The organism is Paracoccus nototheniae (genome assembly GCF_004335005.1).
Classification (GTDB): Bacteria; Pseudomonadota; Alphaproteobacteria; order Rhodobacterales; family Rhodobacteraceae; genus Paracoccus; species Paracoccus nototheniae.
Genome location: NZ_RQRT01000051.1, coordinates 1 through 11,637 on the forward strand (window position 1 = coordinate 1; position 11,637 = coordinate 11,637).

Below are 11,637 nucleotides of genomic sequence, written 5' to 3' on the forward strand. Positions count from 1 at the left end.
CCCCAGCCCAGCTGGACACGACCACCCCCGAACAGCGCGCCGCCGCAGCCCAGACCCCGGCCAGCGCCAGTGCCGAGACGCGGCTTGGCACCACTGTCGCCTCGCTTGGCAATCCGTCCGAGGGCGGGTTCTGGATCAAGACCCCGCTGGTCGATGCGCCCGCGCAGGGGCGCATCGTTAACCCGGCCACCGGCAAATCCGCCCAGGTCGAGCTGCGGCCCCTGTCGGGCGGCGGCAGCGGCAGTCAGGTGTCGCTGCCCGCGCTGCAGCTGCTGGGCGTATCGCTGACCGACCTGCCGACGCTGGAGGTCTACCGCTCCTGATCGGGGGCGGGGATGTGATCGGTCGCCGGATCTGCCGGGGGCTGGTCCGAGGGCGCAGGATCTGTGGGCGCCGGATTTGTGGGCGCCGGATCTGAGGACGGCTAATCCAGCAGATCCCCGGCACCCGTGTCCGGTCCGGCCTCGGTGTCCAGCCCTGCATCCGTGTCCGGCCCGGTTTCGGCCTCCGGTTCAGGCTCCGGTTCCGCCATTTCGGCCCGCGCCCCGTGCCATTGGGCGACGCGGTCGGGATCATGCTTGGCCAGATCGCGCGCCCAGATCAGCGCCGCCTGCCGGACCGCGCCATTGCGATCCGCCGACAGGCGCAGCGCGCGTTCCAGCACCATTTCCTGCACCGCGACATCCTCGGGCTTGGGATTGCTCAGCTTGGCCCAGGGCAGAGTCGCCATCAGCAGACCCCGCCGCAGCCAGGGGTTGCGGCTGCCCGACCAAGCCGCGATCAGGTCCAGCCGCGCGGGCTCGGCGACCAGCCTTCGCGCCAGCGCCGACATGACCGCATCGCCGATCTCGGCCCCGTCGATCTGCACCGCCCATTCCAGCAGCAGCGCCCATGCCGCGTCGTCGGGCCGCATCCGGGCCTGCACCAGCAGGCGGGCGGCGGTCAGTCGCGCCTCGTGGATGTCGCTGTCCCACAGCGCGCGGGCCAGCGCCAGCCGGGCGTCAATGTCCAGCGCGCCGCGCCATTCGGCGGCCAGCGCCTCGATCTGGGCGGGGGGCACGCCCAAGGTTTCGCGGCCGCTTTTGTGGCGGGCGCTGGCGCGGGCGGCGCGTTCGGGGTCGGCCATGTCGCGCAGCCGGTCCAGTTCCTGCATCGGGATCTCCTTTGATCAGGCCCCCTTCTAGGGCCGGGCCGCCAAAGCCTCAAGATCGCCAAGCCGCAAGATCACGGTGGCAGGGCCGGGGCAGGCGGGCTAAAAGACCCGCAAAACCGCAAAAAGGGTGGCCCATGTCGCATTCCGCAGAACCCCGTCCGATGACCGCCCGCCGCACCGGCCCCCTGACGGGCGAGGCGCTGGTGCCGGGCGACAAGTCGATCAGCCACCGCGCCCTGATCCTGGGCGCCATGGCGGTAGGCGAGACGCGGATCACCGGCCTTCTGGAGGGGCAGGACGTGCTGGACACCGCCCGCGCGATGCAGGCCTTCGGCGCGCAGGTCGACCGGCACGGACCCGGCGACTGGTCGGTTCATGGCGTCGGTGTGGGCGGGTTCCGCAGCCCGGACAGCGTGATCGATTGCGGCAATTCCGGCACCGGCGTGCGGCTGATCATGGGGGCGATGGCCACCACCCCCATCACCGCGACCTTTACCGGGGATGCCAGCCTGTCACGCCGCCCGATGGCGCGGGTCACCGACCCGCTGGCGCAGTTCGGCGCCCGCTTCACGGCGCGCGACGGCGGGCGCCTGCCCATCACCATCGAAGGTGCCACCGACCCGGTCCCGGTCACCTATCACACCCCCGTGGCCAGCGCGCAGATCAAATCGGCGATCCTGCTGGCGGGCCTCAACGTCCCCGGCGACACGGTGGTGATCGAGCCTGAACCCACCCGCGATCATTCCGAACGGATGCTGGCGGGCTTCGGCGCGCAGATCCGCACCGAGACCGTCCCCGAGGGGCACAAGGTCACCCTGACCGGCCGCCCCGAACTGCGCCCGCAGCCCATCGCCGTGCCGCGCGATCCCTCCAGCGCGGCCTTTCCGGTGGCGGCGGCGCTGATCGTGCCGGGCTCGGATATCCGGGTGCCGGGCGTCAGCCGCAATCCGACGCGGGACGGGCTGTATGTCACGCTGCTGGAGATGGGCGCCGACATCACCTTCGACAATCCCCGCGAGGAAGGCGGAGAGCCGGTGGCCGATCTGCTGGTCCGCCACGGCCCGCTGAGGGGCGTGACGGTGCCCGCCGACCGCGCCGCCAGCATGATCGACGAATTCCCGATCCTGTCGGTCATCGCCGCCTTTGCCACCGGCACGACGGTCATGAACGGCGTGGCCGAGCTGCGCGTGAAGGAAAGCGACCGCATCGACGCGATGGCGCAGGGCCTCAGGGCCAATGGCGTCCGGGTCGACGAAACGCCCGACAGCATGACCGTTCACGGCATGGCGCGCGTGCCGGGCGGCGGCCATGCCGTCACCCATCTGGACCACCGCATCGCCATGTCCTTTCTGGTCCTGGGCCTTGCCACCGACCAGCCCGTCACCATCGACGATGCCGGCCCCATCACAACCTCCTTCCCGGACTTCACCCCCCTGATGACCCTCCTCGGCGCCAGCCTTTCTTCTTCATGAAAATATCCCGGGGGGGAGTCCGCAGGACGGGGGGCAGCGCCCCCCTCTTTCTCTCAGCCCTCCACAGGATACCCTACGCTCGCCAGCGCCACCCGGATCTCGTCCAGAATGGCCGGATCGTCGATGGTGGCAGGCGCCTTGACCGTCTCTCCATCCGCGATCCTGGCCATGGTGGCGCGCAGGATCTTGCCCGATCGGGTCTTGGGCAGACGCTCGACCACGCAGGCGGTGCGAAAGGCCGCGACCGGGCCGATCTGGTCGCGGACCATGCGCACGACCTCGGCCACGATTTGCGCGGGCTCGGTCGTGATCCCTTTCTTGAGGCATAGCAGCCCAAGCGGCGCCTGACCCTTCAGCGCATCGGCGACCCCGATCACCGCGCATTCGGCGACGGCGGGATGGGCCGACAGAACCTCTTCCATGGCGCCGGTGGACAGGCGGTGGCCCGCCACGTTGATCACGTCATCGGTGCGCGCCATGATATAGACATAGCCGTCCGCATCGACATAGCCCGCATCGCCTGTCTCGTAGAAACCGGGGAAATGCTGCAGATAGGCTTTGTCGAACCGGCTTTCGGCATTCCACAGCGTCGGCAGGGTGCCGGGCGGCAAGGGCAGGCGCAGCACGATGGCGCCAAGCGTGCCGGGGGCGACGGGATGGCCGGCCTCGTCCAGAACCTGCACGTCATAGCCGGGCATGGGCAGCGCCGGGCTGCCCTTTCTGACCGGCAGCAGGCCGGCGCCAAGCGGGTTGGCGGCGATCGGCCAGCCGGTCTCGGTCTGCCACCAATGGTCGATCACCGGCACGTTCAGGCGATCCTCGGCCCAGGTGATCGTGTCGGGATCGGCGCGCTCTCCGGCCAGAAACATCGCCTTGAGGCCCGACAGATCATGACCCGCCACCAGATCGCCCTGCGGATCGTCGCGCTTGACGGCGCGGATGGCGGTGGGGGCGGTGAAAAAGCTTTTGACCTTATGTTCGGCGATCACCCGCCAGAAGGTGCCCGCATCGGGGGTGCCCACCGGCTTGCCCTCGAACACCACGGTGGTGGCGCCCGCGATCAGCGGACCATAGACGATATAGCTGTGCCCCACGACCCAGCCCACATCCGAGGCGACCCAGAACACATCCCCCGGCCCGATATCGTAGATGTTCGGCACGCTCCAGGCCAGCGCGACCAGATGGCCTGCGGTGTGGCGCACCACGCCTTTGGGCTGACCGGTCGTCCCCGAGGTATAAAGGATATAGGCCGGATGGTTGCCCGTCACAGGGACGCAATCCACGGGCGAGGCGGCCTCCACCGCCGCATCCCAGTCCAGATCGCGGCCCGGCGTCATCTCGCCCGCGCATTCGGGGCGCTGAAAGACGATGGTCAGGTCGGGCTTGTGGGTGGCCTCGGCGATGGCGCGGTCCATCAGCGGCTTGTAGGGGACGATCCGCCCCGGCTCCAACCCGCAGCTTGCGGCGATGATCGCCCGGGGTTTGGCGTCGTCGATGCGCACCGCCAGCTCATGCGCCGCAAAGCCGCCGAAAACCACCGAATGGATCGCGCCGATCCGGGCGCAGGCCAGCATCGCCTGCAACGCCTGCGGGATCATCGGCATATAGATGATCACCCGGTCGCCCTTGCCGATGCCATGCGCGGCCAGCACCCCCGCCAGCCGCGCCACGCTGTCCTGCAATTGGGCATAGGTCAGTCTGGTGACGCTGCCGGTCATCGGGCTGTCATGGATCACCGCCAGCCGGTCGCCGTGACCCGCCGCCACATGCCGGTCCAGCGCGTTCCAGCAGGTGTTGACCATGCCATCGGCGAACCATTCCCCCGCAGGCCCCTGATCGAAAAAGGCGCGGCTTGGCGGGGTGGTCCAGTCGATCGCCTGACTGGCCTGCATCCAGAACGCCTCGGGATCGGCTTTCCAGCGGGCATAGATCTGATGATAGGACATGACGCTCCCCCTCCAAGGAATGACGATTTGTGTCGCAGGAAGGGGGGCGTCGCGCAACCTTGTTAGCGTCCAGACCAGGCCGGGCGCAGCACTATTTTGCAACTTTCAGGGCCAGTAGTTTGCAAAAGAAACGGCGCCGCAAAGGATCTTTGCCGCGCCGCCATATTTTGCAAACCAGACCGGCAGGATCAGCCGTAATGGGTGACCGGGGTGCCTGCCAGAACGCTCATGTTCAGCAGGCCGCGCGTGGTGATGGATGGGGTGACGATATGGGCGCGGTTGCCCATCCCCATCAGGATCGGCCCGACCTCCAGCCCGCCCGCGCGCATCTTCAGCGCGTTCCTGACGCCCGAGGCCGCGTCCGTGCCCGCAAAGATCAGCACATTGGCCACGCCTTCCAGCCGCGATCCGGGGAAGATGCGTTCGCGCAGCTCCGGGTCCAGCGCGGCATCGACATGCATCTCTCCGTCATACATGAAATCGGGCTGACGGGCGTCCAGCAGAGCCAGAGCCTCGCGCATCTTGCGGCCCGAATAGCTGTCGGTATTGCCGAATTGCGAATGGCTGCACAGCGCGATCCGGGGCGGCAGGCCAAAGCGGCGGACATGGCGCGCGGCGCCCAGAACGGTTTCCATCACCTGCTGGGGGGTGGGGTCGTTGTGGCATTGCGTGTCGGCAATGAACAAAGGCCCGTCTTCCAGAATGATCATCGACAGCGCGCCGGTGGGCGTGCATCCGTCGCGGCCCAGAATCTGGCGGACATATTGCAAATGCCAGCTGTATTGCCCGAACGTGCCGCAGATCAGGCTGTCAGCCTCGCCCCGGTGAACCATGACGGCGCCGATGGCGGTGGTGTTGGTGCGCATGATCGCGCGGGCGATGTCGGGGCTGACCCCGCGCCGGGCCATCAGCCCGTGATAGGTTTCCCAGTAATCGCGATAGCGGGGATCGTTTTCGGGGTTCACGATCTCGAAATCGACTTCGGGGCGGATGGGCAGGCCCGCGCGTTCGGCGCGGGTGGCGATCACGTCGGGGCGGCCGATCAGGATCGGCACGTCGGTGGTTTCCTCCAGCATCGCATTGGCGGCGCGCAGCACGCGTTCATCCTCGCCCTCGGCAAAGACGATGCGACGGGTGACGGTCGCGGCGGCTTCGAAGACCGGGCGCATGATCAGCCCCGAGCGGAAGACCGAATCATCCAGCTTCTGCTTGTAGGCGGTCAGATCGGGCAGCGGGCGCGAGGCGACCCCGGTTTCCATCGCGGCCTGCGCCACGGCGCTGCTGACTACGCCCATCAGGCGCGGATCGAAGGGCTTGGGGATCAGGTATTCGGGACCGAAGGTCAGCGTCTCGCCGCGATAGGCGGTGGCGGCCTCGGCTGCGGTGGTGGCGCGGGCCAGGGCGGCGATGCCTTCGATGCAGGCGATCTTCATCTCATCGTTGATGGTTGTGGCGCCCACATCCAGCGCGCCGCGGAAGATGAAGGGGAAACACAGGACGTTGTTGACCTGATTGGGAAAATCGCTGCGGCCTGTGGCGATGATCGCGTCAGGGGCGACGGCGCGGGCGGCGTCGGGGTCGATTTCCGGATTGGGGTTGGCCAGCGCGAAGATGATCGGGCGCGGCGCCATGCGGCCCACCATCTCGGGCGTCAGGACGCCGGGACCGGACAGGCCCAGAAACAGATCGGCGCCGTCGATCACATCGGCCAGCGCGCGCTTGTCCGAGGCCTGCGCATAAGCGGCCTTTTGCGGGTTCATGTCGACCTCGCGGCCCTGATGGACCAGTCCGTGAATGTCGCACAGCCAGACGTTTTCGCGTTTCACGCCCAGCTTCAGCAGCATGTCCAGACAGGCGATGCCCGCCGCCCCACCGCCGGTGGACACGATGCGGATATCCTCGAATGCCTTGCCCGCAATGCGCAGCGCATTGGTGGCCGCAGCGCCCACGACAATCGCGGTGCCGTGCTGGTCGTCGTGAAAGACCGGAATGTTCATCCGTTCGCGGCAGATCTGTTCGACGATGAAACAGTCGGGGGCCTTGATATCCTCAAGGTTGATGGCGCCGAAGGTGGGTTCCAGCGCGCAGACGATCTCGGCCAGCTTATGGGGGTCGGGCTCGTTCAACTCGATGTCGAAACAGTCGATATTGGCGAATTTCTTGAACAGGACCGCCTTGCCCTCCATCACCGGCTTGGAGGCCAGCGCGCCGATATTGCCCAGACCCAGCACGGCGGTGCCGTTGGTGACCACGCCCACCAGATTGCCCTTGGTGGTATAGCGGGCGGCGGTGGCGGGGTCTGCCTTGATCTCCAGACAGGCTTCGGCGACGCCGGGGGAATAGGCACGGGCCAGATCGCGGCCATTCGCCATGGGCTTGGTCGCCCGGATCTCCAGTTTGCCCGGCCGTGGGAATTCGTGATAATCCAGCGCCGCCTGTCGTGCGCTGTCCTGCCTGCGTTCTTCCATCTTCGCCCCTCCGGTTTCGGAATTGGTTGACCGTTAAACCATATTCCGGGCGACGAACAGAAGGCTTGTGGCGCGCCAGCGCCTTGCGCCCCGATCCGCCCCGGCGCAGATTGGCGCCACTGTGACGAAAGGCGGATCATGTCATTGCTGGATGCGGCGCGCGACGTGCGCGAACGGGCCTATGTGCCCTATTCGAAATTCAAGGTGGGGGCGGCGATCCGGGGGGCCTCGGGCGCCATCTATCGCGGCTGCAACGTGGAAAACGTGGCATACCCCGAGGGCACCTGCGCCGAGGCCGGGGCCATCGCCGCGATGGTCGCCGCAGGCGAGACGCGCCTGACCGAGGTCGCGGTCATCGCCGACAGCCCCAGCCCGGTGCCCCCCTGCGGCGGTTGCCGCCAGAAGCTGGCCGAATTTGCCAATGCGGACGTGCCGGTTCTGCTGGCCACCACCGATGGCGCGGAAATGCGCACCACGGTCGGCGATCTGCTGCCGGGCCGTTTCGATGCGGGCCATATGGCGCGCACATGACCGATCCGCGTCCGGTGATCTCGGCGGTGCGCGACGGGCGCGGGCTGGACGGGCCGGGGGCGGCGCTGATCGCGCAGGGGCTGGCCGATGGCTCGGTCAGCGATGCGCAGGCGGGGGCCTTTGCCATGGCGGTGCTGACGCGTGGCGTGGGCCCTGCGGGCCGCGTCGCACTGACCCGGGCGATGCGCGATTCGGGCCATGTGCTGCAATGGGATCTGTCGGGGCCGGTGGTCGACAAGCATTCGACCGGCGGCATCGGCGATACGGTCAGTCTGGTGCTGGCGCCGCTGCTGGCGGCGCGGGGCGTCTTCGTGCCGATGATCTCGGGGCGGGGCCTCGGCCATACCGGCGGCACGCTGGACAAGCTGGAGGCGATCCCCGGCTATCTGTGCGATCAGCCCGAGGGTGATTTCCGCCGCATCGTGCGGACCGTCGGTTGCGCCATCGTGGCCGCGACCGGCGATGTCGCGCCTGCCGACCGGCGGCTTTACGCGATCCGCGACGAATCGGGGACGGTGGAATCCATCGACCTGATCACCGCATCCATCCTGTCCAAGAAACTGGCGGCGGGGCTGGATGCGCTGGTGCTGGACGTCAAGGCGGGGTCTGGCGCGATCCTGAAGAAGCCCGACAGCGCCGCCCGGCTGGCCCATGCGCTGGTGGAAACCGCGAATGGCGCGGGCTGCCGCACATCTGCGCTGATCACCGATATGGACCAGCCGCTGGCCCGCAGCGCGGGTAATGCGCTGGAGGTGGCCGAGGCGATGCGCGTGCTGCACGGCCAGCCCGGCGCGCTGCGTGATCTGACGCTGGCGCTGGCCGCCGAATGCCTGCAGCTGGCGGGTCTGTCGCCCGACGGGCTGGAGGCTTTGCTGGACAACGGCACCGCCGCCGAGATTTTTGGCCGCATGGTCGCCGCTCAGGGCGGGCCGCGCGATCTGATGGACCGGCCCGACGCGCATCTGGCCCGTGCGCCGGTCATCGTGCCCGTGCCCATCCCCGCGGGACAACCTGCGGCACAAGTCGGGCGCATCGACGTGACCGCGCTTGGTCATGCCGTGCTGGCCCTTGGCGGGGGGCGGGTGCGCGCGGGCGAACGCATCGACCACCGCGTCGGTCTGGACCGGATGGTAAGGCTGGGCGAGGCGGTCGGCCCCGACCACCCGCTGGCCATGGTCCATGCCGCCGATGACACCGCCGCCCAGATCGCCGTCGCCGCCGTGCAGGCCGCCTATACCTTGGGCGAGGGCGCGCCCGGCCCGCTGATCCGCGACCGGATCACCGCATGAGCCGCGCCTTTCTGATCGTCATGGACGGGGTCGGCATCGGCGGCGCGCCCGATGCCGCACAGTTTTTCAACGACCGCCTGCCCGATACCGGCGCCAACACGCTGGCGCATGTGGCGCGCGGGCGGCCATTGCATCTGCCTGTGCTGGACGGATTGGGGCTGGGCGCCGCGCTGCATCTGGCCTCGGGGGCCGATGCGCCGGGGTTGGGCGCCCTGCCGCAGGGGCTGTGGGGCGCCGCGACCGAGATCTCGCCCGGCAAGGATACCCCTTCGGGCCATTGGGAAATGGCGGGCGTGCCGGTTCCCTGGGACTGGACCTGCTTTCCCGACACCCATCCCTGCCTGCCACCCGCCGTCACCGCACGGATCCGCGAACTGGCCGGGACAGCGGGGATTCTGGGCGATTGCCACGCCTCGGGGACGCAGATCATCGCTGATCTGGGTGCGGATCATCTGCGCACGGGCTGGCCGATCTGCTACAGTTCCGCCGACAGTGTGGTCCAGATCGCCGCCCATGAGGGGGCCTTTGGGCTGGACCGGCTGATCGATCTGTGTCGCGATCTGGCGCCGATGCTGCACGCAATGCGGGTGGGCCGGGTCATCGCGCGGCCCTTCATCGGCGAAGCGGGCGGTTTTCGCCGCACCGCCAACCGCCGCGATTTCGCCATTGCGCCACCGGGCCGGACCCTTCTGGACATCGCGCATCAGGCGGGCCGCGTGACCCATGCCATCGGCAAGATCGGCGACATTTTCAGCCATCGCGGCATCACCCATCTGCACAAGGGCGAAGGCGATGCGGCTTTGGCCGATCACCTGATCCGGCTTGGCGCGCAGGCGGAACCCGGCAGCCTGACATTCGCCAATTTCGTCGAATTCGATGCGGTCTATGGCCACCGCCGCGATATCCCCGGCTTTGCGGCCCATCTGGAATGGTTCGATGCGGTTGCGGGCCGGTTTCTAGCCACGCTTTCCCCCGGCGATCTGGCGATCTTTACCGCCGATCACGGCAACGATCCCGGCTGGCCCGGCACCGATCACACCCGCGAACGTGTCCCGGTTCTGGGGCATGGTCTGGGGGCGCGCGCCGTGGGGCAGGTCGGTTTCAGCGATATCGGCGCCTCGATCCTCGACCATCTGGGCCTGCCCGCCCCCGACCACGGAGCCTCATTCCTGTGAAGAAAATCGAACTGCATCTGCATCTGGAGGGCGCTGCGCCGCCCGATTTCATCCGCTCTCTGGCGGGTGAGAAACGTGCCGACCTGTCCGGCATCTTCAACGATCGCGGCCATTACGCCTATGACGATTTCGCAGGCTTCCTGCGCTGTTACGAGGCCGCGACGGCCGTCATCCAAGGGCCCCGCGACTATGCTCGCCTGCTGGCCGAGGTTCTGGAACGTTGCGCCGAGGAAGGCGTGATTTATGCCGAACTGTTCGTTTCGCCCGAGTTCTGCGGCGCCGCGGATCTGTCCGCCTGGCGCGACCATCTGGCCGCGATGACCGAGGTCGCCGATGCGGCGCGCAAGCAGGGCATCGACAGCCGGGGCATCGTCACCGCCATCCGCCATTTCGACCCCGGCCGGGCGCGGCGCAGCGCGATCTGTGCGGCGGAAACCGCAGGTGGCTGGATTACCGGTTTCGGCATGGGTGGCGCGGAACAGGTCCACAAGGCCACCGATTTCGGCTGGAGCTTTGATTGCGCGGCCGAGGCGGGACTGGGCCTGACCTGCCATGCGGGCGAATGGGGCGGCCCCGACAGCGTCCGGCAGGCGCTGGATCTGGGCTGCACCCGCATCGGCCACGGCGTCCGCGCGATCGAGGATGTGGTCCTGATCCGCGATCTGGTCGAACAGGGCATCACGCTGGAGGTCTGCCCCGGCTCGAACATCGCGCTTGGCGTCTATCCCTCGTGGCAGGCTCATCCCATCGCGCGGCTGGCCGATTCCGGGGTGCGGGTGACGGTCTCCACCGACGATCCGCCGTTCTTTCACACCACGATGCGGGCCGAATACGACCGGCTTGCCACCACGTTTGGCTGGGGCGATACCGAGTTCAGACAGATCAATCTGTGGGCCGCCGATGCCGCCTTCTGCGACAGTGCCACCCGTGACCGCCTGAAAAAGGAATTCGCCTGATGCCCCATCTGACCATCGTCGACCACCCTCTGGTCAGCCACAAGCTGACGATCATGCGGCAAAAGGACGTGTCGACCGCAGGCTTCCGCCGTCTTCTGCGCGAGATCAGCCTGCTTCTGGCCTATGAGGTCACGCGCGAGCTGGAGCTTACCACCATGCGCATCGAGACCCCCATGTGCGAGATGGACGCCCCCACGCTGGAGGGCAAGAAACTGGCCCTGATCTCGATCCTGCGGGCCGGGAACGGGCTGCTGGACGGCATTCTGGAGCTGATCCCCGGCGCGCGGGTGGGTTTCGTGGGTCTGTATCGCGACCCAAAGACGCTGAAGCCCGTCGAATATTACTGCAAGGTGCCCCGCGAACTGGACGCGCGCATGACCATCGTCGTCGATCCGATGCTGGCGACGGGCAATTCCTCGGTCGCGGCCATCGACATGCTGAAGGAACGCGGCGCCCGCAACATCCGCTTTCTGTGTCTGCTGGCAGCGCCCGAAGGCGTCGAGCGGATGCGGCAGGCCCATCCCGATGTGCCGATCTTTACCGCCGCGCTGGACGAGCGGCTGGACGATCACGGCTATATCGTGCCGGGTCTGGGCGATGCGGGCGACCGGATGTTCGGCACGAAATAAGCCCGCCCGTTAACCGGC

9 protein-coding genes and 1 pseudogene are annotated in these 11,637 nt (G+C 68.0%); 7 read left to right on the forward strand and 3 right to left on the reverse strand.

The genetic code is table 11. The features are described from left to right. Nucleotides 1-323: pseudogene (locus EG885_RS16020) on the forward strand (hypothetical protein); the annotation flags it as partial. A 101-nt stretch (nt 324-424) separates the two neighbouring features. Here the strand turns inward: EG885_RS16020 and EG885_RS16025 are convergent. Continuing rightward, nucleotides 425-1,153, reverse strand: coding sequence for a DNA alkylation repair protein (locus EG885_RS16025; protein ID WP_131576440.1), 729 nt, complete (start codon nt 1,151-1,153; stop codon nt 425-427). Between the two features lie 134 nt (nt 1,154-1,287). On the opposite strand from EG885_RS16025, the gene aroA reads away from it, so the two are divergent. Beyond that, nucleotides 1,288-2,625 carry a 3-phosphoshikimate 1-carboxyvinyltransferase gene (gene aroA, locus EG885_RS16030; RefSeq protein ID WP_131576442.1) on the forward strand — a complete coding sequence of 446 codons (1,338 nt, stop codon included), beginning with the start codon at nt 1,288-1,290 and terminating at the stop codon, nt 2,623-2,625. A 53-nt stretch (nt 2,626-2,678) separates the two neighbouring features. Here the strand turns inward: aroA and EG885_RS16035 are convergent, their stop codons facing one another. Beyond that, a complete protein-coding gene (locus tag EG885_RS16035) occupies nt 2,679-4,571 on the reverse strand; it encodes a propionyl-CoA synthetase (protein ID WP_131576444.1) in 1,893 nt (630 codons plus the stop codon). 188 nt (nt 4,572-4,759) lie between these two features. After that, a complete protein-coding gene (locus EG885_RS16040) occupies nt 4,760-7,039 on the reverse strand; it encodes an NADP-dependent malic enzyme (RefSeq protein ID WP_131576446.1) in 2,280 nt (759 codons plus the stop codon). A 138-nt stretch (nt 7,040-7,177) separates the two neighbouring features. Between EG885_RS16040 and EG885_RS16045 the strand changes: the two genes are divergently transcribed. From EG885_RS16045 to upp, 5 genes are read left to right on the forward strand one after another with little or no spacing between them, the layout of a single operon-like run. Then, complete coding sequence (locus EG885_RS16045) at nt 7,178-7,570, forward strand: cytidine deaminase (protein ID WP_131576448.1); 393 nt, start codon at nt 7,178-7,180, stop codon at nt 7,568-7,570. Next, nucleotides 7,567-8,859 carry a thymidine phosphorylase gene (locus tag EG885_RS16050; protein ID WP_131576450.1) on the forward strand — a complete coding sequence of 431 codons (1,293 nt, stop codon included), beginning with the start codon at nt 7,567-7,569 and terminating at the stop codon, nt 8,857-8,859. Before EG885_RS16045 ends, EG885_RS16050 begins: the two co-directional genes overlap by 4 nt. Further along, complete coding sequence (locus tag EG885_RS16055; RefSeq protein WP_131576452.1) at nt 8,856-10,034, forward strand: phosphopentomutase; 1,179 nt, start codon at nt 8,856-8,858, stop codon at nt 10,032-10,034. Before EG885_RS16050 ends, EG885_RS16055 begins: the two co-directional genes overlap by 4 nt. Next, the gene (locus EG885_RS16060) at nt 10,025-10,990 is read left to right on the forward strand and encodes an adenosine deaminase (protein WP_131576502.1); all 966 of its coding nucleotides are present in this window, start codon (nt 10,025-10,027) and stop codon (nt 10,988-10,990) included. Before EG885_RS16055 ends, EG885_RS16060 begins: the two co-directional genes overlap by 10 nt. Further along, complete coding sequence (gene upp, locus EG885_RS16065; protein WP_207392311.1) at nt 10,990-11,619, forward strand: uracil phosphoribosyltransferase; 630 nt, start codon at nt 10,990-10,992, stop codon at nt 11,617-11,619. The genes EG885_RS16060 and upp overlap by 1 nt, the downstream gene beginning before the upstream one ends. Nucleotides 11,620-11,637: the final 18 nt, after the last annotated feature.

Coding starts and splice junctions, on each gene's coding strand:
- EG885_RS16050 (WP_131576450.1), top strand. CDS start 7,567: ATGACCGATCCGCGTCCGGTGATCTCGGCGGTGCGCGACGGGCGCGGG.
- EG885_RS16040 (WP_131576446.1), bottom strand. CDS start 7,039: ATGGAAGAACGCAGGCAGGACAGCGCACGACAGGCGGCGCTGGATTAT.
- EG885_RS16045 (WP_131576448.1), top strand. CDS start 7,178: ATGTCATTGCTGGATGCGGCGCGCGACGTGCGCGAACGGGCCTATGTG.
- EG885_RS16025 (WP_131576440.1), bottom strand. CDS start 1,153: ATGCAGGAACTGGACCGGCTGCGCGACATGGCCGACCCCGAACGCGCC.
- EG885_RS16035 (WP_131576444.1), bottom strand. CDS start 4,571: ATGTCCTATCATCAGATCTATGCCCGCTGGAAAGCCGATCCCGAGGCG.
- EG885_RS16055 (WP_131576452.1), top strand. CDS start 8,856: ATGAGCCGCGCCTTTCTGATCGTCATGGACGGGGTCGGCATCGGCGGC.
- aroA (WP_131576442.1), top strand. CDS start 1,288: ATGTCGCATTCCGCAGAACCCCGTCCGATGACCGCCCGCCGCACCGGC.
- upp (WP_207392311.1), top strand. CDS start 10,990: ATGCCCCATCTGACCATCGTCGACCACCCTCTGGTCAGCCACAAGCTG.